The sequence below is a fragment of the Trueperaceae bacterium genome (assembly GCA_036381035.1).
Lineage (GTDB): Bacteria > Deinococcota > Deinococci > Deinococcales > Trueperaceae > DASRWD01.
In genome coordinates this window covers 1-24,817 of the sequence record DASVDQ010000107.1, presented here as the reverse complement: position 1 = coordinate 24,817, position 24,817 = coordinate 1, and the positions used below count along the sequence as shown (strand labels likewise).

19 protein-coding genes are annotated in these 24,817 nt (G+C 73.9%); 8 read left to right on the top strand and 11 right to left on the bottom strand.

Features of this window, described 5'->3' with window-relative positions:
- Nucleotides 1-269: 269 nt before the first annotated feature.
- Both VF202_12740 and VF202_12735 read right to left on the bottom strand, forming a co-directional pair.
- Complete coding sequence (locus VF202_12740; protein HEX7040981.1) at nt 270-1,181, bottom strand: Gfo/Idh/MocA family oxidoreductase; 912 nt, start codon at nt 1,179-1,181, stop codon at nt 270-272.
- On the bottom strand, nt 1,178-3,313 hold the full coding sequence (locus VF202_12735) for a hypothetical protein (GenBank protein ID HEX7040980.1): 2,136 nt from the start codon (nt 3,311-3,313) through the stop codon (nt 1,178-1,180). The genes VF202_12740 and VF202_12735 overlap by 4 nt, the downstream gene beginning before the upstream one ends.
- A gap of 358 nt (nt 3,314-3,671) precedes the next feature.
- Between VF202_12735 and VF202_12730 the strand changes: the two genes are divergently transcribed.
- From VF202_12730 to VF202_12705, 6 genes are all read left to right on the top strand, one after another.
- Entirely contained in the window at nt 3,672-5,564 is a 1,893-nt protein-coding gene (locus VF202_12730) for an ABC transporter substrate-binding protein (protein HEX7040979.1), read from the top strand.
- Between the two features lie 95 nt (nt 5,565-5,659).
- The gene (locus tag VF202_12725; GenBank protein ID HEX7040978.1) at nt 5,660-6,646 is read left to right on the top strand and encodes an ABC transporter permease; all 987 of its coding nucleotides are present in this window, start codon (nt 5,660-5,662) and stop codon (nt 6,644-6,646) included.
- 1 nt (nt 6,647) lies between these two features.
- Nucleotides 6,648-7,787: an ABC transporter permease gene (locus tag VF202_12720; GenBank protein ID HEX7040977.1), complete on the top strand. Its 1,140-nt coding sequence runs from the start codon at nt 6,648-6,650 to the stop codon at nt 7,785-7,787.
- Nucleotides 7,784-8,914: an ABC transporter ATP-binding protein gene (locus VF202_12715; GenBank protein ID HEX7040976.1), complete on the top strand. Its 1,131-nt coding sequence runs from the start codon at nt 7,784-7,786 to the stop codon at nt 8,912-8,914. The genes VF202_12720 and VF202_12715 overlap by 4 nt, the downstream gene beginning before the upstream one ends.
- A complete protein-coding gene (locus VF202_12710) occupies nt 8,911-9,972 on the top strand; it encodes an oligopeptide/dipeptide ABC transporter ATP-binding protein (GenBank protein HEX7040975.1) in 1,062 nt (353 codons plus the stop codon). Before VF202_12715 ends, VF202_12710 begins: the two co-directional genes overlap by 4 nt.
- On the top strand, nt 9,969-13,964 hold the full coding sequence (locus tag VF202_12705; GenBank protein ID HEX7040974.1) for a heparinase II/III family protein: 3,996 nt from the start codon (nt 9,969-9,971) through the stop codon (nt 13,962-13,964). The genes VF202_12710 and VF202_12705 overlap by 4 nt, the downstream gene beginning before the upstream one ends.
- On the opposite strand, the gene VF202_12700 is transcribed toward VF202_12705, so the two are convergent.
- The 5 genes from VF202_12700 to VF202_12680 are packed head-to-tail and all read right to left on the bottom strand — an operon-like array spanning nt 13,912 to nt 18,221.
- Nucleotides 13,912-14,931: a RidA family protein gene (locus VF202_12700; protein ID HEX7040973.1), complete on the bottom strand. Its 1,020-nt coding sequence runs from the start codon at nt 14,929-14,931 to the stop codon at nt 13,912-13,914. The genes VF202_12705 and VF202_12700 overlap by 53 nt on opposite strands.
- Nucleotides 14,928-16,058: a mandelate racemase/muconate lactonizing enzyme family protein gene (locus VF202_12695; protein ID HEX7040972.1), complete on the bottom strand. Its 1,131-nt coding sequence runs from the start codon at nt 16,056-16,058 to the stop codon at nt 14,928-14,930. The genes VF202_12700 and VF202_12695 overlap by 4 nt, the downstream gene beginning before the upstream one ends.
- A complete protein-coding gene (locus VF202_12690) occupies nt 16,055-16,834 on the bottom strand; it encodes an SDR family oxidoreductase (GenBank protein HEX7040971.1) in 780 nt (259 codons plus the stop codon). Before VF202_12690 ends, VF202_12695 begins: the two co-directional genes overlap by 4 nt.
- 5 nt (nt 16,835-16,839) lie before the next feature.
- Nucleotides 16,840-17,559 carry a FadR/GntR family transcriptional regulator gene (locus VF202_12685; GenBank protein ID HEX7040970.1) on the bottom strand — a complete coding sequence of 240 codons (720 nt, stop codon included), beginning with the start codon at nt 17,557-17,559 and terminating at the stop codon, nt 16,840-16,842.
- A complete protein-coding gene (locus tag VF202_12680; GenBank protein HEX7040969.1) occupies nt 17,559-18,221 on the bottom strand; it encodes an RraA family protein in 663 nt (220 codons plus the stop codon). Before VF202_12680 ends, VF202_12685 begins: the two co-directional genes overlap by 1 nt.
- Nucleotides 18,222-18,362: 141 nt before the next feature.
- Here VF202_12680 and VF202_12675 point away from each other — a divergent pair, with 141 nt between their 5' ends.
- Together VF202_12675 and VF202_12670 are read left to right on the top strand one after the other, a co-directional pair.
- Nucleotides 18,363-19,571: an AGE family epimerase/isomerase gene (locus tag VF202_12675; protein HEX7040968.1), complete on the top strand. Its 1,209-nt coding sequence runs from the start codon at nt 18,363-18,365 to the stop codon at nt 19,569-19,571.
- A complete protein-coding gene (locus tag VF202_12670; protein HEX7040967.1) occupies nt 19,568-20,779 on the top strand; it encodes a PLP-dependent transferase in 1,212 nt (403 codons plus the stop codon). Before VF202_12675 ends, VF202_12670 begins: the two co-directional genes overlap by 4 nt.
- Nucleotides 20,780-20,828: 49 nt before the next feature.
- On the opposite strand, the gene VF202_12665 is transcribed toward VF202_12670, so the two are convergent.
- The 4 genes from VF202_12665 to VF202_12650 all read right to left on the bottom strand — a co-directional run.
- Nucleotides 20,829-21,620 carry a creatininase family protein gene (locus VF202_12665; GenBank protein ID HEX7040966.1) on the bottom strand — a complete coding sequence of 264 codons (792 nt, stop codon included), beginning with the start codon at nt 21,618-21,620 and terminating at the stop codon, nt 20,829-20,831.
- Nucleotides 21,617-23,119 carry a xylulokinase gene (xylB, locus tag VF202_12660; protein HEX7040965.1) on the bottom strand — a complete coding sequence of 501 codons (1,503 nt, stop codon included), beginning with the start codon at nt 23,117-23,119 and terminating at the stop codon, nt 21,617-21,619. The genes VF202_12665 and xylB overlap by 4 nt, the downstream gene beginning before the upstream one ends.
- A gap of 33 nt (nt 23,120-23,152) precedes the next feature.
- Complete coding sequence (xylA, locus tag VF202_12655) at nt 23,153-24,313, bottom strand: xylose isomerase (protein ID HEX7040964.1); 1,161 nt, start codon at nt 24,311-24,313, stop codon at nt 23,153-23,155.
- Between the two features lie 145 nt (nt 24,314-24,458).
- On the bottom strand, nt 24,459-24,817 hold a 359-nt coding region (locus VF202_12650; protein HEX7040963.1), incomplete at its 5' end, for an SRPBCC domain-containing protein.

The following is a 24,817-nucleotide window of genomic DNA, read 5'->3' as shown; positions in this document are numbered from 1 at the left end:
GATCTGGGCCGAGCGCATCTTGAGCCCCCAGCTCCGCATCGGCGGTGCCGTGGCGCAGGCCGCCGGCCACGACGAGGCGAACGGACGCGGCCCCGAGGTCGCGCTCCTGAAGGACGGGGCCATCGTCATAAGGCCCTGGTCAAGCACCTGAGGCCGAGGCGCCCGGGCGGGCTATCGGTCGAGGGTCCTGGGTGGGCTCCCGGTCGAGGGCCCTGCGCGCGGAGCGGTGCCTCAGGAGGGCTCGCGAGCCCGCGGACGGCGGGGTCCGGCTAGCGGAGCTGGTCGACGACACGCTGCGCCAGGCGGCTGGCCCTGACGGCCTCCTCGAGCCCTGGCGGCCGCGGCCCCCCGCCGGCGAGCCAGTCGGCGAACGCGCGGACCTCGGCCAGCACCATGCTCTCCCCCTCGGGCCGCTCGGTCCTGGCGACCTCGCCCTCCACGCGGAGGTCGTCGCCCTCGACGACCGCGCGCGCCCGGTCTCCCACGACCTCGAAGCTGTTGACGGACGAGGGCAGCGTCCACCAGGCGCTGTCGAGGTGGAACGTCGCGCCGCCGGGGAAGCTCATCAGCAGCTGGTAGCTGTCCTCGACCTGGCCGCGGTGGTAGAAGGAGCCGCCGTAGGCGCAGACGCCTTCCGGATCGCTCCCCAGCAGCCAGGGCACGAGGTCGAAGTAGTGGATGTCCTTCACGAACACCGCCCCGCCGCCCTCCTCGAGCCGCCACGGCGTGCTCGTCGGCCAGCACTTGCGCGCCAGCACCGCCCTCACCCTGCCGAGCTCGCCGCCGCGGACCAGCTCCCGCAGGCGGCGGTAGGCGGGGTGGTAGCGGAGCACGAAGCCGACGGCGACGGGAGCGTCGGCGCCGACGGCGGCGAGCAGGGCCCCGGCCTCCGCCGCCGAGGGGGCCACGGGCTTCTCGCAGAGCACGGGCAGGCCGGCCTCCAGGGAAGCCGTCACGACCGCGGGGTGCAGGCGGGGAGGCAGGCTGACGGTGACGGCGTCGAGGTCGCCGCGCGCCAGCAGGTCGCGGTAGTCGCGATGGGGCTCGGCCCCGAAGCGCGCGGCGACGGACGCCAGCTCGGGGGACCTGTCGGCGCCGGCCGCGACCGTCCAGCCCAGCTCCGCGAACGCCTCGGCGTGGAAGCGCCCGAAGCCGCATATCCCGATGACCCCTACCCTCACGCGCCGCCCCCGGGGCCCGGTTCCAGCGCCTCGACGCGCCAGCGGACGCCGTCGGGGGCGAGCGACTCCTTCACCTCGCCCGTGGCGCCCAGGCGGACGGCCAGCAGCCCGCGGCACGCCTCGGCCTCGAGGGCGAGACCGCCCGCCTCGAGCCGTCCCGCGAACGGGACGCCGAAGCGCGCCGGGCACAGCCTGAGCAGGACGCCGCCGTCCGCCAGCGGCGTGCGGGTGGCCAGGGCCCCGCGCGGCAGCCGCCACGGGCGGTGGGGGGCGAGCGCGGACGCGACGGCGCCGGCGGACGCCGCGGAGACGTCGCTCGCGACGAGGTCCCCGAGCTCCGCCGCCCACTCCTCCGGCCCCGCGTAGCCGGCGCCCGCGGCGGGCGCGAGGCCGGCGGCGGCCACGGACGCCCCGGCGCGCCTGCGGCGCGCGAGGTCCTCCAGGTCGGCTGGCTTCGCCCCGAACGGGTGCAGGTAGACCACGGCGGCGTACCTGTCCACCGGCTCGGACCTCAGCGCCTCGGGCGAGACGACGTCGACCTCGAAGCCGGCCCGCAGCAAGGCGGCCACGAGGTCGTGCGCGCCCGTCGCCAGCGGGTTCGCGCGCTCCGAGCCGAGCCGGTACAGCGCGCCGAGGGGGTAGACGACGGCGACGTCGGCGCTCGGCAGCCGGCCCTCGGCCAGCTCCAGCGCCCGCGCGAGCCTGGCGGTGGCGTCCGGCATCGTCTCCCACGTCGGGTGGTCGGGGTAGCCGGGGCCCCAGGCTGGCGGGCGCTCGAAGTAGCCGGTGGGGCCGTAGGTGTGGGCCAGCCAGTTCGTCCCCAGCGTCGCCTGCAGGTCCACCCACCAGTCGAGGACCTCGCCAGGCACCGCCGCGTCCCCGCCGTAGTCCACGCCCCACAGGTTGCAGTACGCCTCCCGGCTCGCCGTGCGCCGTCCCAGGGCGACGGCCAGCGCCGCCATCGCCGTGACCTCGGCCATCTGTCGCTCGTCGTCGACGCTGTCGGCGTCGCCGACGTCGGTGAAGCCGGCGCCCAGGACCGCGGCGCCGCGCCACCAGTCGAGCGAGCCGTTGATCGCGTCGTCGGCGTTCTGGTGCCACGTGTGGTGCGCGCCCATGCGGACGTGCGGTCCCAGCCGCCGGCGCGCCCGGTCGAGGAGGTCGGCCTGGGCGCTCAGCACAGCCTCCTGGACGCTGCGGTAGTAGGCCTCGCGCCTGGCGCCCGCGAGCCCGTCGTCGGTGTCGGCGAGCAGGTAGAGGACGTCGTCGAGCGCCTCGCGGCCCGTGCGCTGGCGGTGGAGCGCGGCGAGGCTCGCCCCCCAGGGGAGCCGGCCCCTGTCCACGGGGAAGGTCCTGTCGAAGCTCGTGCAGTAGCCGGGCTCGTCCCACCACAGACCGTCCAGGACGGCGCCCGCGGCGACGTAGCGGTCGAGCACCTCGCCGAGGTACTCCCTGGTCCTCGCCCCCGCGAGGTCCGGGTAATTGCTGGCGAACGCCACGAGGGCGAGGACCCGCCAGTCCCCGGCCCTCGCGCTCGCCTCCCACCGCCCGAACACCTCGACGTAGCCGGTCAGCTCGTTGACGAACAGGCGCGCCGATGCGGTCACGTCGGTGACGGAGGCGACGACGACCCGTCCGGCGGCGTCCCGCCTGTACGCGAGGCAGCGCTCGAGGCGCAGCGGCCTCAGCGCCAGCGCCCCGTCGGAGTGGACGTGGTAGGGGCGCGTGCGCGGGTGGTCGATGCGCACGTCGAAGGTCCCGTCCTCGCGGAGCGGGGCCTCGGCGTCGAGCCAGCGCCCGTCGGGAGCCTCCTGGGTAGGCCGCTCGCCGGTCCCCGCGACGACGAGGTACTCGGCCGACTCGCCGGTGGCGCGCACGAGCGAGCTCGCCAGCGAGCGCGGGTCGAGGTGCAGCCAGAACGCGAGACCCAGGTCCCGCGCGCGCCGGCTGGCGGACGCCGCGGACGCGACGAACGCGCGGTCGTCGGGCGCGTAGCGGCAGCCGCGGGGCTGTACCAGCACCGTCCCGAAGCCGCGGGAGGCGATGTCGCCAAGCGCGTCCGCCACGGCCGTCTCGTCCTCGACCTGCCGGTCCTGCCACGTCCAGAAGATCCCCGGCCGCTGGGGGTCCATCGCTTCGCGCCCCTCCCCGGGCAGCGCTGCTCCCGTTACTCGCGTCGCAGGCGACGTTCGTCGCGGGGCGCGGTGTTGACAGTGCAACGGGGCTCCGCTACCATTCGGTCATACGGTCGATTGTAATACAGGTAGACAGGATGGTCACCTGCGCGCCGCGGACCCGACCGCGCCCACGGCGTCGCCCAGGCGCTCGCGCGCGTCCGGCACGAGCGCCGTCCAGCACCGCAGCGACCCAGACGTACCCGTGACCGGCGCACCGTACGAAGGCCTCGCCGGTGAAAGGAGCCCGCGCATGACTGCAGCACGATCGGTTCGCCTCGGAGGCCCGGGGCCAGCAACGGCGGCAGCGAGGTGGTTGGCAGGCGCGGTACTGGCGGTGGCGGCCTCCGTCGTCACGGTAGCCGTAGCGCAGCCCACCTATCACGAGGCGCCGTCGCTCGCCGCGCTGGTCGAGTCCGGCGAGCTGCCGCCCGTCGAGGAGCGGCTGCCCGAGAGCCCGCGCGTCATCGAGCCCATCGAGAGGATCGGCACCTACGGCGGCACCTGGCGCATGGGCCTCGTCGGCGGCGCCGACACCCCGTGGCTCATCCGCACCATGGCCTACGAGAACCTCGTGAACTGGAACGTCGACTGGACCGGAGTGGTGCCGAACATCGCCGAGTCGTACGAGGTGAACGAGGACTCCACCGAGTTCGTCTTCCACCTGCGCCGCGGCATGAAGTGGTCGGACGGCGAGCCCTTCACCTCCGCCGACATCATGTTCTGGTACGAGGACGTGCTCCTCAACGAGGAGCTCACGCCCGCCGTGCCCACCTGGCTGCTGTCCGGCGGCGAGCCGGTCGTCGTCGAGGCTCCCGACGAGTACACGGTGGTCTTCAGGTTCGCCGCGCCCAACGGGCTGTTCCTCAACAACCTGGCGCTGCCCGACAACGCCGTCGTCACGCTCTACCCGCGCCACTACATGGAGCAGTTCCACGCCAGCTACAACACGACGAACCTCGACGAGCTGGTGCAGCAGGCGGGCGCGGCCGACTGGGTGCAGCTCTTCCAGAACAAGGCCGACATCCACACCTTCAGCAACGCCGACAAGCCCGTCCTCTACGCCTGGCGCCTGACGACGCCCTACGGGGCCGGCACCAGGGTCGTCGCCGAGCGGAACCCGTACTACTGGAAGGTGGACACCGAGGGCAACCAGCTCCCCTACATCGACGAGCTCGTCTACAACATCTACGAGGACGCCGAGGTGCTGCTGCTCCAGGCGCTCAACGGCGAGATCGACATGTACGACCGCCACATCGCCACCCTCCCGAACCGCGCGATCCTCGCCGACAACATGGAGGAGGGCGACTACCACTTCTACGACCTCGTCCCCGCCGGCGGCAACGCCATGGTCCTGTTCCTCAACCTCAACGACAACGACCCGGTCAAGCGCGAGATCTTCCAGAACAAGGACTTCCGCATCGGCCTGTCGTACGCCATCGACCGCCAGGAGATCATCGACCTCATCTACCTGGGCCTCAGCGAGCCGTCGCAGGTGGCGCCGCGCGCCGAGTCGAACATCTACGACGAGGAGCTGGCGAAGCAGTACACCGAGTACCACCCCGAGCTCGCCAACGAGTACCTCGACCGCGCGGGCTACACCGAGCGCGACTCCGAGGGCTACCGCCTGGGGCCGGACGGCCAGCGCATCAGCTTCACCATCGAGGTCACCTCGGCGATCCAGCAGTGGGTCGACGCCATCGAGCTCATCCGCGAGGACCTGGCCGAGGTGGGCATCGACATGCAGGTGCTCGTCGCCGACCGCGCGCTCGTGTGGGAGCGCATGCAGGCCGGCGAGCAGGACGCGATGGTCTGGGGCGGCGAGGGCGGCCTCTACATGGACGCGCTGATGGGGCCTTACAGCTACTTCCCGTACAGCATCTACTCGAAGTTCGCCCCGTACTGGTCGAACTGGTACCAGGGCGCCGAGCCGGCCGAGGAGCCGCCGGCCGACGTCAAGCGGCAGATGGAGCTGTACGACCAGGTGCAGGCGACCGCCGACCCGGACGAGCAGCTCAGGCTGATGACGGAGATCCTCGAGATCGCGAAGGAGCAGTTCTACCACATCGGCATCGGGACGCTCCCGCCGGGCTACGGCATCGTCAAGAACAACTTCCACAACGTGCCGGAGGCGATGCCGCAGGCGGGGCTCTACCCGAACCCCGCGCCCACGATGCCCGAGCAGTACTTCATCGAACCGGCGAACTGAGCAGCGAGGCGAGCGCGACCCAGGGGCATGCCGGGTCGCGCTCGCCTCCGTTCCTGCCGGCCCACGGCCATGGTCGACCCCCGGTAGCTTGAGAGATGCTCGCGTACTTCGTCCGCCGGCTGCTGTACATGATCCCGACGCTGCTCGCGATCTCGGTGGTGTCGTTCTTCATCATCCAGCTGCCGCCGGGCGACTACCTGAGCACGCTCGTCGCGAACCTGGCCGCCCAGGGGGACCAGGTGGACAGCGCGCGGCTCATCGCCCTGAGGGAGAGGTACGGGCTCGACCAGCCCGTCTGGGTGCAGTACTGGAAGTGGGTCTCGGGCATCGTGCTGCGCGGCGACTTCGGCCACTCGTTCGAGTGGAACAGGCCCGTGAGCCAGCTCATATGGCAGCGCCTCGGCCTGACCTTCGTGCTCTCCCTCAGCACGCTCGTCTTCACCTGGGCGATCTCCCTGCCCACCGGCGTCTTCTCGGCCGTGCGCAAGTACTCGATCGGCGACTACGTGGCCACGTTCCTCGGCTTCATCGGCCTGGCGATCCCGAACTTCCTGCTGGCCCTGGTGCTCATGTACGTGGCCTTCAAGTTCTTCAACCAGAGCGTCGGGGGCCTGTTCTCGCCGCAGTTCGTCGACGCTCCCTGGAGCCTGGCGAAGGTCAGGGACCTCCTGGCGCACCTCTGGGTGCCCATGGTCGTGATAGGCACGTCCGGCACGGCCAGCCTGATCCGCATCATGCGCGCGAACCTGCTCGACGAGCTCCACAAGCCCTACGTGGAGACGGCCCGCGCCAAGGGGCTGCCCGAGGGTCGGCTGCTGGTGAAGTACCCGGTGAGGGTGGCGCTCAACCCGTTCGTCAGCACGGTCGGCTGGGTGCTGCCCAGCCTGGTGTCGGGCGAGGCGATCGTGGCGATCGTCCTCAGCCTGCCCACCACCGGCCCCCTGCTCCTGAGGGCGCTCGACTCGCAGGACATGTACCTCGCCGGCAGCTTCATCATGATGCTCAGCGTGCTCACTGTCGTCGGCACGTTCGTCTCGGACCTCCTGCTCGCCTGGCTCGACCCGAGGATCAGGTACCGCTGACGTGGCTGACGCGACCCTGACCCGCGCGCTGCCCGACCCGGCCGGCGACAGGCCGCTGGAGGTGGCCGGCTACTGGCGTCTGGTGTGGTGGCGGTTCCGCCGGCACAAGCTCGCGGTCGCCGGCGCCATCGTCACGGCGGCCATCTACCTCGTGGCCCTCCTCGCCGAGTTCCTGGCCCCGTGGCCCCCGACCGCGGTGAACTCGCGCTACACCTACGCGCCGCCGCAGACGCTCCACCTCCGGCTCAGGGCGGAGGAGGGGAAGCCGGCCGGGCTCTACGTCTACGGGTACGACGTGCAGATCGACCGCGAGGCGTTCCGGCGCACGTTCGTCGTCGACCCCGACCAGGTCGTGCCGGTGAGGCTCTTCGCCCGCGGCGAGCCGTACGAGCTCTTCGGCCTGATCCCCTGGGACAGGCACCTCATCGGCCCCGTCGACCCCTCGCAGCCCATGTACCTGCTGGGCGCCGACAGGCTGGGCCGCGACGTGCTGAGCCGCACGATCCACGGGGCGCGCGTCTCCATGTCGATAGGCCTCGTCGGCGTGGCGCTCAGCCTGCTCCTCGGGATGGTGCTGGGCGGCGTCTCCGGCTACTTCGGCGGCGCCGCCGACACCGTCATCCAGCGCGTCATCGAGTTCCTCAGGTCGATCCCCACGATCCCGCTGTGGATGGGACTGGCGGCCGCCATCCCGCTGGATTGGCCGCCGCTGCGCGTCTACTTCGTGATCACGCTCCTGCTCTCGCTGATCGGCTGGACGGGGCTCGCCCGCGAGGTCAGGGGCCGCTTCTTCGCCCTTAAGACCGAAGACTTCGTCACCGCCGCCCGCCTCGACGGCGTCAGCGAGGGTCGCATCATCCTGCGGCACATGATGCCCTCGTTCACCAGCCACATCATCGCCTCGGTGACCCTGGCGATCCCCGCCATGATCCTGGCCGAGACCTCGCTGAGCTTCCTCGGCATCGGCCTCCGCTCGCCGGTGGTGAGCTGGGGCGTGCAGCTCCAGGAGGCGCAGAACGTCCGCTCCGTGGCGACCGCGCCGTGGCTGTTCTGGCCCGGCGTCGCCGTCGTCGTCGCCGTGCTCGCGCTCAACTTCCTCGGGGACGGCCTGCGCGACGCGGCCGACCCGTACGGCACGTGAGCGTCCCGACCATGCCGGGCGGCGCGATCCTCGAGGTCAGCGGCCTCAGGACGCACGTCTTCACCCCCGAGGGCGTCGTGCGCGCGGTGGACGGCGTCGACTTCACGGTCCCGGCGGGGAAGACGGTGTGCGTCGTGGGCGAGTCGGGCTGCGGCAAGTCGCTTACCGCCCGCTCGATCATGCAGACCGTCCCGCCGCCCGGCAAGGTCGTCGCCGGGGAGGTCCTCTTCCGGCGCGACGACGGCGCCGTCGTCGACCTCGCGGCCATGGACCCGAAGGGCAGGGAGATCAGGAGCATCCGCGGGCGCGAGATCGCGATGGTCTTCCAGGAGCCCATGACCTCGCTGAGCCCGGTCCACACGGTCGGGAACCAGATCGTAGAGGCGTTGAGGCTGCACCTCCCGCTCAGGCCCGCCGAGGCCAGGCGCCGCGCCGTCGAGTCGCTGGCGATGGTGGGCATGCCGCGGCCCGAGCGCATCATGGACTCGTACACGTTCCAGCTCTCGGGCGGCATGAGGCAGCGCGCGATGATCGCGATGGCGCTGAGCTGCCGGCCGCGCCTGCTCATCGCCGACGAGCCCACGACGGCGCTCGACGTGACCACGCAGGCGAACATCCTCGACCTGATCCGCGAGCTGCAGGAAGAGCTGGGCATGGCGGTGCTGTTCATCACCCACGACCTCGGCGTCGTGGCCGAGATGGCCGACGAGGTCGTCGTCATGTACCTCGGCCGCGTCGTCGAGCGGGGCCCCGTCGACGAGACGTTCCACGACCCCAAGCACCCCTACACCCGCGCCCTCCTCGGCTCGATCCCCCGGCTCGGCACGGGCGCGAGGGACGCGGACCTGGCGTCGATAGGGGGCTCGGTGCCGCACCCGTTCAGGCGGCCAGGCGGCTGCCCGTTCCACCCGCGTTGCGACTCGTTCATGCCCGGGCTGTGCGACCGCGTCGAGCCGCCGCCGGTGACGACGGCGGACGGGCGCGAGGTGCGGTGCCTGCTCTACGGCGGCGCCCCCGAGGGCGCTTCCGCGCCCGGCGCCGGAGCGGGTACCGGCGCGTCGCGCCGCGACGGCGCGGCGGAGGGGCCGGCGGGGCGGGCCGGCGAGCCCGCGCGGGGGGAGGCGTGACGTCCGCCGGCCCTCGCTCCACGCCGCCCGGCGCAGAAACCCCGCTGCTGCGCGTCAGGGGCCTCGAGGTCCACTTCCCGATCACGCGGGGCGTCTTCGGCCGCACCGTGGGGTACGTCAAGGCCGTCGACGGCGTGAGCTTCGACGTGCGCGAGGGCACGACCCTGGGGCTCGTGGGTGAGTCCGGCTGCGGCAAGACCACGCTGGGGCGCGCCCTGCTGCGCGTCTACGAGCCCACCGCCGGCGAGGTCCTCTACCGCACGCCGGAGGGCGCGCAGGTCGACCTGGCGCGTCTCGCGCCCGCCGAGCTGCGCCCCTACCGCCAGCAGATCCGCATGGTCTTCCAGGACCCCCACTCGTCGCTCAACCCGCGCTTCCCCGTGCGCGACATCGTCGCGGAGCCGCTGAAGGTGAACCGCCTGGTGCGGGAGCGCGACATCGACGGGGTCGTGGGGGACCTGCTCGCCCAGGTGGGCCTGCGGCCGGAGACGATGCACCGCTACCCGCACGCCTTCAGCGGCGGCGAGAGGCAGCGCATCGGGATCGCCCGCGCCCTGGCCACGTCGCCGCGGCTGGTGATCGCCGACGAGGCGGTCTCGGCCCTCGACGTCTCGGTCCAGGCGCAGATCCTCAACCTGCTCAAACGGCTGCAGCGCGAGCTCGGCCTCACTTACGTCTTCGTCTCGCACGACCTGAGCGTCGTCGAGCACCTCAGCGACGAGGTCGCCGTGATGTACGTGGGCAAGCTCGTGGAGTCCGGCCCGACGGCGGAGCTGTACCGCCGACCGCTGCACCCCTACACCGAGGCCCTCCTCTCGGCCGTGCCCAAGCCCGACCCGCGGCTGCGCGGCCGGGAGGGGCGCATCCGCCTGCCGGGCGAGGTGGCGGACCCGGCCGACCCGCCGCCGGGCTGCCCCTTCCACCCGCGCTGCGCGTACGCCAGGGACGTCTGCCGCACCGACGTGCCGCCGCTGCGCGAGGTCGAGCCGGGTCGGCGCGCCGCCTGCCACTTCGCGGGCGAGCTCGAGCTGCGCGGCGTCGAGGCGGAGGCGGCGTGAGCACGGAGGCGACCAGCCGGGCGCGCGTCGACAGCGTCGTCATGTCGGAGGCCGACGAGGCGCGGGTCAGGCGCCAGCTCGAGGAGCACGCCTGGTACCGCGAGGTCCTCGAGACCTACAGGCGCCGCGTCGAGGAGCTCATCGCCCGCGCCCCCGAGATCCCGGTCGCGAAGGGAATGGCGTTCCACGAGGCCTGCCCCGACGACCGCGCGCCGCTCGTCTTCGACCCCTACGCGCCGCGCCGCCACGTCTGCCCGCTCTGCGGGAAGGACTGGCAGGGCACCGCGTTCGACCTGGCCTGGGTCAGGCAGTTCCAGGACTGGCTAGCGAAGCGTCTCGTCGAGGCCGGCATCCTCTACCGGCTCGAGCGCGACGAGAGGCACGCGCGACTGGTGCGCGACGCCCTCACCCACTTCGTCGCGCGGTACCACGACTACCCGCTGGCGAACGACCTCCTGGGACCGACGCGGCTGTTCCAGAGCACCTACCTCGAGGCGTTCTGGCTCGTGGACATCGTCGCCGCCTACGACCTCACGCGGTCCTCGCCGGCCTACGGCGAGGCCGACCACGCCGGCGTCGAGGGCCTCCTCTACGAGTCGGCGGCCACCGTCATGAGCTTCGACGAGGGCGCGAGCAACCGCCAGGCGTTCGACAACGCCGGCGTGGGCGCCGTCGCGCTGCTCTACCGGGACGACGCCATGCTCGGCCACGTCCTGGAGGGCCCGCACGGCTTCGCGTTCCACATGCGCGAGTCGCTGCTGGAGGACGGCATCTGGTACGAGGGCGAGACCTACCACTTCGCGACGCTCGACCACTCGCTGGACCTGGCGGAGATGGCGCTCCGCCGGGGCATCGACCTCTACGCCGGGTCGTCGGGCTACGGCTCGCTGCGCCCGATGTTCGACGGCCCGCTGAAGGTGATGCTGCCCGACCTGACGTTCCCGTCGCGGAAGGACTCGTGGTTCGGGCGGGGCGTCGGCTACCACAAGGCCGTCTACGAGCTCGGCTACGCCCGCTACGGCGACGAGCGCTACGGCGGGCTGCTCGCCCGCGCCTACGCGGCCGGCGAGCCCCGCACGGACCTCTCCTGGCGCACGTTCCTGAACCTCGAGCCCGTCCTGCCAGACGTGCCGGAGGAGGACCTGCGCCCGACCTCCAGCGAGCGCATGCCGGGGACCGGCCTTGCGGTCCTCCGCCGCGACGGCGGGCGCACCTGCGCGAGCCTCGAGTACGGCCGCTACGGCGGCGGCCACGGACACCCCGACCGCCTGCACCTGAACCTCTACGCGGACGGCGTCCAGTGGCTGCTCGACCCCGGCACCGGCTGGTACCACGTCAAGGAGCTCGCCTGGTACCGCTCCACCCTGGCCCACAACGCCGTCATGGTCGACGCGAGCAACCAGGACCAGGCCAGCGGCGAGCTGACGGCGTTCGGCGAGACGGCGTCGTTCGCGGCGGCCCAGGCGCGCGTGGCGGGCGCGTACCCCGGCACGACGATGCGCCGCAGCCTGTGCCTCGGCGACGGCTTCCTGCTCGACGTCTGCGAGGTCGAAGCGGGCGGCCTCGCCGACGCGGCGGGCAGGGAGGTCGGCGGGCGGGAGAGCGCGGGAGGCGGGGGCTCAGGCGGACGGGCCGGCGTCCCGGGAGGCGAGGTGCCCGGCGACGCGGCGGAGCCGACGATCGACTGGACGTGCAACGTGAGGGGCGAGGTCCGGTTCTCGCTCGGTGCCGAGGGCGCGGGGGAGGCGGAGGCCCGCCCCTTGGGCGCTCCGCTGGCGGCGCGCGGCGGTCATCAGTTCCTCGACGCTACGGCCGAGGTCATCGGCCCGGGAGGGCGAGAAGGGCTCGGCGCCGGCGAGGCGCCGGGCGGCGGACGCGCGACCGGGCCGGACCGGGCCGGAGCCGGCGCCGTCCTCGACGTCAGGTTCGCGGACGAGGGTCGCTCGCTCCGGCTGCTGCAGGCGGCGCCAGAGCGCGTGTTCCGCGGACGGGCCCTCGGCATCCCCCTGCGTGAGGACCGCCCGTTCACGACCGTGATCAGCCGGCGGTGCGGCGCGCGGGCCAGGTTCGCCTCGGCCTGGGTGTGGGGAGACGCCGCGTCGACGGCGCGCCTCGACGGCGAGGCGCTCGCGGTCGGGGAGGACCGCTACGCCCTCGTGCTCGACGACGGTCCCGGGCTGGGCGTGGCGCGCCTGCGCGCCGGGCGCCTGGCCGGCCTGGCCTGGTTCGGCCGCAGGGAGGTGGCGGTCGCGGACGGACGCGGCGCCGTCGTGCGCGCCGCGTGCGACCGCCGGCTCGAGCGCGCTGGGCTCGCCTGGGAGGAGGGTCGCCTCGCCGTCGACCTCGACCCCGGGTTCGGCCGCGTCGTGCTGGCGGGCCCCGGCCTGCCGAACACAGGGGAGGTCGTGGGCCTGCCGCCGGGGGCGACGTGGCGGGCGGAGGCGGGCGTCCTGGTGCTGGAGCAGGCGCCGGGGGTGGCGGTCTGGGCCGCCGAGGAGCACGCGGTCGACGCTGCCGAGCAGCACGCTGTCGGCGCCTCACGCTGGGCTGCGCCGGGCGGCGCCAGGGTCGCGGCGGGTGCAGTGACCGAGCTGAGGTTCGTCGTCGCGCGCTACGGCGCCGGCGATGGGACGCGCGGGGGTCAGGGCACGAGCGTCAAGGGTCGAGGAGACCCGGACGCGGCCGCCCCGGCCGACGACCCGGGCCCGCGCCTCGAGCTCCCGCGCGGCTGGGCGCTCGAGGGCCTCGCCCGCGCGGGGGGCGACGGGGTGGTGGAGACCTGGACGGCCGCGGTGCGCGTCCCGGGCGACGCGGACGCGGGCGTCCCCGGCGACGCTGGCCGCGAGGCCGAGGTCGGGGTGCTCGTGGGGGGCGGGCGACACGCCCTCCCCGTCACCGTCGTGAGACCGGTGAGCGTCGCGTGGGGCGTCGTCGCCGCGGAGGGCTCGCCGCGGCTCCGCCTCGCCCTCAGGGACCAGGCCGGCAGCGCCGGGCGGGTGTGGGGCGAGGTGATCGCGCCGTGGCTGTCGCCGGCGCCCCGCACGTTCGTGCTGGGGCTCGAACCCCACGGCGAGGCGGAGGTCGACATCGGGCTGCCGCTCGCGCCGCGGCCGGCGACCCCGCCCGAGCCGCCGGAGCGCCTGGCGCGCGTCGGCGTCGAGATCCCAGCCGGACCCGTCGCCGAGCCGGGCGACAACACCGGCCGCCTGGCGGAGGGGGGCGCCGGCGACTACCACGTGGCCGCGGTCGTGAGCCGCGGGGGCTTCAGGGGCGTGAGCGCCTGGCGGTTCCCGTTGGCGTGGGCGCTGCGCGAGGGCGAGGCTCTCGCGGCCGGGATGGCCGAGCCCGGCGCCGCCGGCGTCCCCTGCGGCGCCGGGCTGCGCCTCGACAGGGCCGAGCAGGCCTACTGGGCCGAGACGCCGTGGGGCGGTCCTGAGGACGCCTCGGCCGTGGCGACGCTCACCTGGGACGAGCGCGGTCTGCGGCTGCGCTGCCTCGTCACCGACGACGTGCACGTCAGCGACGCGAACGCCGAGGACCTCTACGAGAACGACTCGCTGCAGGTCTACTTCGACTTCCGGCCGCCGTCCAGGCAGGACTCGACGTTCGCGCCGGGGGTCGCGGGCTACGTGCTGGCCCCCGACGCCGACAGGCGCGGCGTGAGGGTAGAGGCCATAGCCGGCAGCCGCGAGCTGGCGAACCGCGACCTGGCGGCGGACTGGTTCACCGTCGACGGCGTGGTGGCCACGGCCGCGCCCGTGGGGGAGCTGGGCGGCTACCGCCTCGAGGCCTACTTCCCGTACTCCAGCCTCGGCGTGCGCCCGCTGCGCCCCGGCGACGTGTTCAGGGCCGACCTGTCGCTGTCCGACAACGACGGCAGCTGGTACCGCACGCGCCAGCTGGTGTGGAGCGGCGCCCGCGGCTACCGGCGCTGCTACCTCAGGTGGGCGTACCTCGACCCCGCCGGCTACGGCTGGGTCGTGGTGGCCTGACGGCCCACATCTCGACCTCGACGAGCAGGCCGGGCAGGAGACCCGCCTGCACCGCGGTCCGCACCGGCCTGGGCTCCGGCATCACCGCGGCGTAGACGTCGTTGAAGGCCTGCCAGTGGCGCAGGTCGGTCAGGTAGACGTTGACCTTGAAGACGTCGGCGAGGCCGCAGCCGGCCGACGCCAGGGCCGCGGCGCAGTTGGCCAGCGTCGCGCGCGCCTGGCTGGGCACGTCGTCGCCCACGACGGAGCCGTCGGCTGCGAGGGCGGCCTGGCCCGAGATCACGACCAGGCGGCCGGGGTCCACCTCGAGGACGGGGGAGTAGGGGCCCGCCGTCGCGTGCTGTGAGGCGCCCGGCGGCAGGCGCTTGGCGGGGGTCGCCTCCGCGGCGCCGCCCGCGCCCGCGTCGTCGCTGCTGGCGAAGGCGCTCGCGACGGCAGGGGCGCGGGTGGCTGGGCCGGTAGCCGACGAGCCCGAGGAGGCGCCGCTTCCCATCGGGTAGGGGAGGTAGCCGACGAAGCCGACGATGCGCCAGCGACCGCCCGCCTTGCGGCAGCGGTAGAGGGTCTGCCACCGCAGGGGCTGGGCCGTGCCGTCGCGCAGGCGCAGCTCGCCGTCGAACACCTTGCGCGCCAGCGCGCTCGCGCCGGCGACCTCGATGTCGCGCAGCTCCGTGGCGGCGCGGAGCCCCCTCCTCACCGCCTCGGCGTCCGCGCGCGCCAGGGTCTCGCGGGACTGGCGGAGCCAGTCGTCCCGGTAGTCGGCGAGGACCGGGAAGCGCAGGCGCCAGGCGGCCGGGTCGGCCTGGAGGCCGGCGTCGATCCCCTGGAACCCTTCCTCGACGAAGTCGTCCGCCACGAGGCGCCAGTCGCCCGCGACGAACGCCGCGATGTCGCGCTCGACCAGCATCGTCCAGATCTCCCGGCGGTCCCCGTCGGCGGGAGGGTAGGGCGCGGCGCCCGGCGTCATGGCTCGTACACCTCGCGCCTGGTGCGGTGGGCGGCCACCGCCTCGGGGTCCGGCTCCACCCCGAGGCCGGGCCCGGTGGGGAGGCGGGCGAACGGCGGCTCGATCCGCAGCGGCTCCTTGAGCAGGTCGTGCGAGCGGACCAGCCGGCCGAAGACGTCGCTCGGCCAGACGCAGCTCTCTGCGGCGGCGCACGAGTGGAGGTACATCGCCTCCAGCACGCCGAGGTCGAGCTCGGAGCCGTGCCAGCAGGGCAGCCGGGCGGCGGACGCCACGTGGGCGAGCCGCGCGAACGCGGCCAGGCCGGCGTTGAAGTTGAAGCCGTCGACGGCCCGCCGGGTCAGGGCGAGCACGGCGTCCTCGACCCGCTGGCCGTGCGCGAAGTAGGGGAGCGAGACGTGGAGCACCACGGGCACGCCGGTGGCGCGGAGCTCGCGGTACTCGTCGAGCATCCACCGCGGGATCGGGTCCTCGACGCAGAGGACGTTCCCCACCTCGGCCAACGCCGCGAGGCGCCGCCGCGCCTCGTGGGGGTACAGCCAGCGCTCGTTGGGGTCGAGGATCACCTGCATGCCTGGCGCGGCCTCGGCCACCTCGCGGCACCAGGCGACGACGTCGTCCTCCAGGTCGCACTTGAACTTGAGGCAGTCGTAGCCGGACGCGGCGCAGCGAGCGGCGAGCTCGCCGACCTCGCCGGCGCGTCGGTGCCCCGACCAGGCGCCCACGCGGACCGCGTCGCGGACCGGCCCGCCCAGCAGGTCCACGACCCTCAGCCCGTGCGCCTTGGCGACCGAGTCCCAGACGGCGCACTCGAAGCCGTCGTACTCGCGGCAGCGCCCGATGGGCAGGGCCTGCAGCGTGAGCTCGTCCGCGCTCCTCCCCAGCAGCGAGCGCGCCACGGCCTCCACGGTCGCCCAGTCGTGGTCGCGGTAGCACTCGCCGTAGCCCACGGTCCCGTCGTCCCACTGCACGGTCAGGAGCAGCTTGGGGACCTCGTCGAACTGCCGCGTCCAGGCGGCCCGTCCCCGGGAGGCCAGCTTGTGCAGCGGCCGGTCGAGCCCCGCGGAGTTGACGGTCCCCGGACGCGCGGGCACCACGACCTCGTCGGCGACGATGCGCTCGATCCTCACTTGAAGGCCTTGTCGTAGAGGAGCGTCGTGAGCCCCGCGTCGACCCTGAGCACCTGTCCGGTGACCGCGCGGCTCGCGTCGGAGAGGAAGAACACCGCGGCCCACCCGCAGTCGAGCGGCTCGACCTCGACGGGCAGGGCCTGCTGCTCCTGCACGTGGGCGCGGACCCAGCCGGCGGGGTCATCCGTCCAGCCGGCGATGAGCGCCTCGTTCTGCGCCGAGTGCACGTAGCCGGGCGCGATGGCGTTGCAGCGGACGCCGAAGGAGCCCAGCTCGGCGGCGAGCCCGCGGGTGAAGCCCTCCACCCCCGCCTTCGCCGCGGCGTAGAGCGCGTAGCCGCGCATCGTGGCCACGGCGTGCACCGACGACACGTTGACGATGCTGCCGCCGCCCCCGGCCACCGCCTGGCGGGCGAACGCGCGCGAGACCAGCCACGTGCCCCGCAGGTCGGTCGACTCGATGCGTCGGTAGTCGTCCGCGGTGGTGTCGACGACGCCGCGGTCGAGGCCCACCCCGGCGTTGTTGACGACGCCGTCGAGACGTCCTACGGCGGCGGCGATGCCCGCGAACATCGCCTCGACCTCGGCCTCGGACGAGACGTCGGCAGCGAAACCGGCAACGGCCCCGTGGGCGTGCCGGGCCGCCTCGGTGCCCTCCGCGGTGAGGTCGTTGACGACCAGCCGTCCGCCCGCCGCGACGACGGCCTGGCACACGCCCGCGCCCACGCCCGTCCCGGCCGCGCCCGTCACGAGGACCGTCTTGCCCCTCAGGTCCACGGGGGCTACGCGGCGTCGGGGCCGGTCTTCACGGCCGCGATCGCGAGCGCGAAGTGCTCCATCATCGCCTTGGCCGCCGCCTCCGGGTCGCGGGCCTCCACGGCCTCGAAGATCTCGACGTGCACGGCCTGGATCGCGGGCAGGCTGAGGCGCGAGCCGCGCGCCGCCAGGCCCGAGGCGATCGTCTGGCGCGTCGAGGACCTGAGGGCGTCGATCAGGTGCACGAGGACCTCGTTGCCGCTGAGGGCGGTCAGCGCCATGTGGAAGCCGACGTCGGCGTCGACGAACGCCTCCTGGTCCTCCCCCTTGAGCGCCGTGTCCATGCTCTCGAGGTGCCTCCTGACCTCCTCGAGCCCCTCGTCGTCGTGGTCGCGCGCGGCCAGTCGCACGCCGTAGGTCTCCAGCGCCTCGCGCACCTCGAGCAGCTCGACGACCGCGCCCTTGTTCAGCCGCAGCGCGTTGGCGAAGAAGTTGTCGAGGACGCGTGCGGAGAGCGGCGCCACGCGCGAGCGCCGGCCCGGGTCGGCGACGATGAGCCCGAGGGCGGCGGCGGCGCTCAGCCCCTCGCGGATCACGGTGCGGCTGACGCCGAACATCTCGGCGAACTCGGCCTCGGTGGGCAGGGGGTCGCCCGGCTGGAGTCCGTGCTCCTCGACGTAGCGCACGAGCTGGTGGCTCACCTGGTCGGTGAGGCTGGCACGTTTGACCTTGTAGCTGCTCGTCATCACATGACCTTGAACCTGTCGAACGCGGACCGCGCCGACGTCCCGGCCATCAGCGCCTCGCGGACGTCGGACTCGGTGCCCACCTTCGCGAGCGCCTCGTCCACGACGGTGGCCTCGAGGGCCCGGGGCACCACGACGACGCCGTCGGCGTCGCCGACCACTAGGTCGCCGGGCTCGACCGTCACCCCGCTCACCTCGATCGCCACGCGGTACTCGATCACGCGGCCGCGGACGCCCTGGTCCTGTCCGTAGCCGCCCATCGAGAACACGGGGAAGTCGCCGGCGAGGAGGGCGCGCGTATCGCGATGGTAGCCGTGCAGCACGGCGCCCCTGGCGCCGCGGGCGGCCGCGGCGATCGACATGAGCTCGCCGAAGAACGCGTAGCGGCGCGAGCCGCCGGCCGCGACGTAGACCTCGCCCGGCCTGAGGTCGTCGAGCGCCTCGAACATCCTGCCGAACGGCTGGCTGTAGTCGTAGACGTCGGCCTCCAGCACCGGCATGGCGCGTCCCACGACCACGCCGTAAGGCTTGAGCTGCCGCACCTCAGGGGGCAGGAAGCTGTGGCGGTGCCCGAGCCTGTCGAGGACGTCGCCGATGACTGCCGTGTACAGCCGGTCGCTGACGAGGGAGAAGAGTTCGTCGTCGGAAGACCAACTGGACACGGTTCGGACCTCCCCATCGGCCGGCCTCCCGGACGCCTCGCGCTGCGGCGCGCCGTGGACGGCGCTGGCGTGCAATCTAGCATGGTGTCTGAGGTCATACAATATTACAATGCCGGCCGACCCACGTACCGGGAGGCAGTGATGTCAGGCAGCACCGCACCGCAGCAGCAGCGCTTCCGCGAGCTGATCGCCGTCTACCGCGACGGCCTCCTCGAGGACACGCTCCCGTTCTGGTGCCGCCACGCCGTGGACCGCGGGCACGGCGGCTTCACGTTCTGCCTCGACCGCGACGGGAGCGTCTACGACACCGACAAGGGGATGTGGCAGCACGGCCGGTTCGTGTGGCTGCTCTCCACCCTCGTCGCCGAGGTCGAGCGGCGCGACGAGTGGCTGGAGCTGGCCTCCCACGGCCTCGAGTTCATAAGGCGGCACGGCTTCGACGAGGACGGCCGCGCCTTCTTCCAGGTCACGAGGGACGGCCGTCCCCTCGTGAAGCGGCGCTACGTGTTCACCGAGACGTTCCACGCGATCGCGTTCGCCGCCTACGCCAGGGCGACTGGCGACGAGCGCGCTCGCGACGAGGCCATGGACCTGTTCGCGCTGCTGCTCCGCTACTTGGGCACCCCCGGCCTGCTGGCGCCGAAGGTGAACCCGGCGGTGAGGCCCCTCAAGGGCCTCGTCGTGCCGATGATCCTGATCTCGATGGCGCAGGTCCTGCGCGACGTGGCGCCCGAGCCCGCCGAGCTCGACGAGTTCATCGACGAGCGCATCGCCGAGATCGAGCGCGACTTCGTCAAGGAGGAGCTCCGCGCCGTCATGGAGACGGTGGGCCCGCGGGGAGAGCTCGTCGACCACGTGCAGGGCCGGACGCTCTGCCCCGGCCACGCGATCGAGGCGGCCTGGTTCATCATGCGCGAGTCCCTGCACCGCGGCGGCGACGCCCACCTGACGGAGCTGGGCACGAGGATCCTCGACTGGATGTTCGACTGGGGCTGGGACGAGGTCCACGGCGGGATCCTCTACTACCGCGACGTGAGGGACCTGCCAGCGACCGAGTACTGGCACGACATGAAGTTCTGGTGGCCGCACAACGAGGCCATGATCGCGGCGGTGATGGCGTACCGCCTGACGCGCGACCACAGGTACCTGGAGATGCACGACCGCGTGCACGAGTGGGCCTACGCGCGCTTCCCCGACCGCGAGCACGGCGAGTGGTACGGCTACCTGCACCGCGACGGCACCGTCGCCACGCGCCTGAAGGGCAGCGTCTGGAAGGGGCCTTTCCACCTGCCGCGCATGCAGCTCGTCTGCTGGCAGCAGCTCGAGGCGCTGGCGGGCGAGGGCCGGTGACGCGCCGGCCGGCGCCGAGCCCGGAGACCGAGCTGCTCCGGGACCCGGAGGCCGCGGGGTCGGCGGACGTGGTGCCCGCGCTCCATCAGACCTCCCTCTTCACCTTCGACACCTTCGCCGACATGAGGGCGACCCTCGAGGCCGGCACCGAGGCCCGCTACGTCTACTCGCGGGGACGCAACCCCACCGTCGAGGCGTTCGAGCGCAAGGTCGCCTCGCTCGAGCGGGCGGAGGACGCCGTAGCCTTCGCCAGCGGCATGGCCGCCATCGCGGCCGTGCTGCTGACGAACCTGCGGGCGGGGGACAGGGTCGTGTGCGTCCGCCACGTCTACCCCGACGCCCACGGGCTGATGACGCGGCTGCTGCCCCGCTTCGGCGTCGCGACCCGGTTCGTCGACGGCACGGACGTCGCGGCCGTCGCCGACGCCCTGCGCGGCGGCTACGACGCGCCCCCGGCCGCGCTGCTCTACCTCGAGAGCCCGACGACCCTGCTGTTCGAGCTGCAGGACTTGGCCGCCCTGGCCGCCGCGGCCCGGGAGGTGGGCGCGCTCACGGTCATGGACAACTCCTGGGCCACGCCGCTGGGCCAGCGGCCCGTCGAGCACGGCGTCGACCTCGTCCTCCACTCGGCCTCCAAGTACCTCTCCGGTCACTCCGACGTCGTGGCCGGGGTCGTGGCGGGGCGCAGGGAGCTCGTCGACCGCCTCCGGTCCGACGCGCTGATGCTGCTGGGCGGCAAGCTGGCGCCCTTCGAGGCGTGGCTGCTGCTGCGGGGCCTGAGGACGCTGCCCGTGAGGCTGGAGCGCCACGGACGCTCGGCCCTCGCCGTCGCTCGTGCCCTGCGGGAGCACCAGGCGGTCCAAGCCGTCCACTACCCCGCGCTCGAGGACCACCCGCAGCGCGACCTGTTCGGGCGGTACCTCACCGCCGCGAGCGGCCTCCTCTCCTTCGAGCTGGCCGACGAGGGCCTGGTGGAGCCCTTCGTGGACGAGCTGCGGCTCTTCCGCCTCGGAGTCTCCTGGGGCGGGTACGAGAGCCTCGTCTACCCCGCGCTGCTCGGCCACCTCACCGGAGCGCCGGACGGCGCCACCCGCTACTTCGCGGTCCCCCGCTCCCTCGTGAGGCTCCACGTCGGCCTCGAGGACCCGGACGACCTCGTCGCGGACCTGCTGGGCGCGCTCGAGCGGAGCCTGAAGCGAGCGGGCTGAGCCCGGCGCGACCCGCGCCGCCGCGCCAGGCGCGACCCGCGCCGCCGGGTCAGGCGCGCCAGCCCCGCACGGCCGCGTCCGACAGCCGGCGGAACTCCGCGAGCGCGTCGGCTACCCGCTCGCCGATGACCCGGAGGAGGGCGCGTCCGGTCTCGGCGCTCGGCGACGCCGGCACGTCGGTGAACCCGTCCATCCGCGTCCAGTCGCCGTGGGCCTCGATCGCGCTGCCCTCCGCGCTCACGCCCGCCGCCAGCGGGCCGGCGTGATCGCCCCGCGGCAGCCGGTCCAGCCTGACCAGCTCCGGCGCGATCGCGAGCATCAGGCTGGTCTCGAACTGGCCGGCGTGACCGGGCACGAGGCCCGCCGCCACGGTCCCCGCCTCGGCGATCGCGGCGCGGCTCACGTCCCAGTACGAGCAGCTGCCGATCACGGCCTCGCGCGTCAGCGCCACGTCGCGCGCGGCCTGGCGCACGCCCTCGACGTTGCCGCCGTGCGAGTTGAGGACGTAGACGCGGCGGAAGCCCGAGCTCACCGCCGACCGCAGGAGGTCGGCGACGGCCGCCAGGAACGAGCCCGAGCCGAGCGAGAGGGCGGCGTAGGCGAGGTGGTGGTGGGAGCTGCCGTAGGGCAGCACCGGCGCGAGTACGAAGCGGTCGGCGTCCTCGACGCGGCTCAGGGCCTCGCGCGCGACGGCCTCGCCGATGAGCGCGTCGGTGCCGAGCGGCAGGTGGGGCCCATGCTGCTCGACCGCCGCGGTCGGCACGACGAGGACGGCGTCGGCGGCGCGCGCCGCGACCTCGTCGCGCGTCAGGCGCGCCAGCTCGAGGTGGTCGTGGCTCAAGAAGGTCTCCTCTCGGCTTCCCGCGGTGACGGACCCAGCGCCACGTAGCGCGCGTACGCCTCCTCCAGCGCGTCCGCCTGCGCGGCGTCGGGCTCGAACCAGAGGGCCGCGCGGGGCGCCCGCGCCGGCGCGTGGCCGAGGGCCCGCCAGGCCAGCCGGGCCGCGCCCTCGGCGGCGCCGGCCCGCGTCTCGCGTCCGTCGAGGCCCGCCGGGCGGCCGACCGGCGCTCCCAGTACGGTCGCCAGCACCCGCAGCCACAGGTCGGAGCGCGCGCCGCCGCCGGTGGCCAGCCAGCGCGTGGGCGCCGCCAGCGGCGCCATGGCCTCGTGGGCCTGGCGCAGCGAGAAGGTCACGCCCTCGAGGACGGCGCGCACGACGTCGGCCCGCGTGGTGGCCAGGGAGAGGCCGTGGAACGAGCCGCGCAGGTCGGGCCGCAGGTGCGGGCTGCGCTCGCCGGCGAGGTAGGGCTTGAACGTCACGCCGCCGGCGCCTGGGGGCGACGTCGCCGCCTCGGCCACCAGCTCGTCGTAGCCCGCACCGGGGGCGAACACGTCGCGGTACCAGCGCAGGCTGCCCGCCGCCGACAGCGTCACCCCCAGCAGGTGGTAGCCGCCGTCGGCGTGCGCGAAGAGGTGGACCCGCCCCGCGGGCTCGGGCGTCGGCTCGCTCACGGCTGCGAAGAGCACGCCGCTCGTGCCCAGGCTCACGCTCCCTACCTCACGGTGGGCGGTGCCGAGGCCCAGCGCCGTCGCCGCCGCCGCGTTGTCGCCAGCGCCCGCGACCACGGGCAGGCCGGCCGGCAGGCCGACCCGGGCGGCGACCGAGGGCAGCAGGCCGCCGACGACCTCGTCGGAGCGCACGAGCGGCGGCCACAGCGCCGGGTCGAGGCCGACCGCGGCCAGCACCTCCTCGTCCCAGGCGCCGGCGGCGAGGTGGTAGGCGCCCGTGCCGGAGGCGTCGGTGGGCTCGGCGGCGGCCGCGCCCGTGAGGCTGGTGGCGACGTGGTCCTTCGGCAGGGCGACGCGCCTGGCGCGGGCGAAAGCCTCCGGCTCGTGGCGCCTGAGCCACAGCACCTTCGGCAGCTGGAAGCCGGTCACGGCCGGGTTGCCCGTGCGCGCGACGAGGCGCTCGCGGCCGACGGCGGCCTCGATCTCCGCTGCCTCCGCGGCCGTGCGCTGGTCGTTCCACAACAGGGCCGGGCGCACGACGCGACCGGCGTCGTCGGTCGCCACCATCCCGTGCATCTGGCCGGAGAGACCGATGCCCGCGACGCGGTCAGGGCCCACGCGGGACGCGACCTCTCCCAGGCCGGCCTCGGACGCGGCGACCCAGTCGGCCGGGTCCTGCTCGGTCCAGCCCGGCCGCGGGGTGGCGAGCGGGATGGCGTTCTCCGCCGCGTCGACGACACGTCCCTCGCGGTCGAGGGCGACCACGCGCACGCCGCTGGTGCCGATGTCGACGCCCAGCGCGACGTCGCCGCCGCGGCCGTCAGGCGTCATGAGGGCGACCCCTCGGGGCCCCCGCGGCTCACGTCAGCGGACACCCAGCAGTACCTCGACGGTCAGCTGGTCGATGCGCTCGAGACCCGGGCCGCGCCGGCGCAGCGCGGGCAGGTCGAAGGCGCGCGCCTTCAGGGCCTCGGCGGCGTCGCGCGTGTAGCGCGGCGGCCACTCCCCCTCCGGGTCGTCGACGCGGTAGGCGGCCAGGGCCGCCTTGACCTCCTCGTCGGCCGCGAAGCGCTCGACCTTCGCGGCCAGCATCTTGTAGGTGCGCATGCAGCCCTTGGCGAACTCCCAGACGCCCTCCTCGTCCTCGGTGCGCAGGGCGTGGGCGTCGAAGTGCCTGGGCCCGTCGTAGTGCCGCTCGAGGAGCATGACCGTGAAGAAGGCGGCCTTCAGGTTCTCGGCGCCGAAGCGCAGGTCCTGGTCGAAGCGGCTCATGAGCTGGTCGTTGAGGTCGACGTGGAAGAGCTTGCCCGCGTCGATCGCGGCGGCCAGGGCGTGCGGGAACGACAGGCCGGCCATCGTCTCGTGCGCGAACTCCGGGTTGAGACCGACCATCTCGGGGCGCTGCAGGGTCGCGATGAACCCCAGGGCGCTGCCGACCGTGGGCAGGAACGCGTGGCCGCGCGGCTCGTGGGGCTTGGGCTCGAGGGCGAAGCGCAGCTCGTACCCCTGGTCGACGACGTACTCGCAGAGGTAGTCGAGGCAGTCGCGGTACCAGGCCAGGGCGTCGAGCAGCTTGCCGCCGGCGTCCACCTCGGCGCCCTCGCGCCCGCCCCAGAACACGTAGGTCCTCGCGCCCAGCTCCGCGCCCAGGTCGATCGCCCGCATCGTCTTGCTCAGCGCGTAGTTCCGCACGCGGGCGTCGGCGCTGGTGAAAGCGCCGTCCTTGAACACGGGGTCCGTGAACAGGTTCGTGGTGGCCATGGGCACGACCAGGCCGTGCTCTGCCAAGGCCCGGCGGAAGCGGGCGACGATCCGGTCGCGCTCGCGTGCCGGCGTGCCGTCCGGCACCAGGTCGTGGTCGTGGAGGTTGACCCCGTAGGCGCCGAGCTCGGCCAGCTTGGCGACGACGTAGGCGGGGTCGAGGGGCTCACGCGTCGGCTCGCCGAACGGGTCGCGGCCCACGTTGCCGACCGTCCACAGGCCGAAGGTGAAGCGGTCGGTCGGGCTGGGGGCGTAAGGGTCCAAGGCTAGACGGCCGTCCGCTTCACGTCGCTGGCTGTGGTGAGGGGGCGTGGCATGGCGTGGCCTCCGATCCGCGCGTGGGCCCAACGGGTGTCCCTGACCGATGATGCACCAGGGACGAGCCCGGCGGTCCAGGCCGGTCGGCGCCCTAGGCGGGCCGGCCCGCCGCCGCGACGAACCGGTCGAGCACGAAGTCCCAGCCCGGCTCGTACCTGTCGCGCAGCGGCTGGCCCTCGGCGCCGTGCTCCTCCCAGCCCCTGTGCTCGAGGTAGAGCTCGGTGCCGTCCGCGACGGGCCTGAAGCGGACCTCGAGCACCGACGCGGCCTTCGGCTCCGGCGCCGCGTGCCAGGAGACCACGAACCTGTGCGGCGGGTTCCAGGCCATGACCTCGCCCCAGCTGCACTCGGTGCCGTCCCTGGCGACCTCGACGATCCGCCCGCCCACGCGGCCCTCGAACCTGACCTCCGCCACGTCGTCGCCGGCTATCGAGTGCGTGGCCGTGGGCC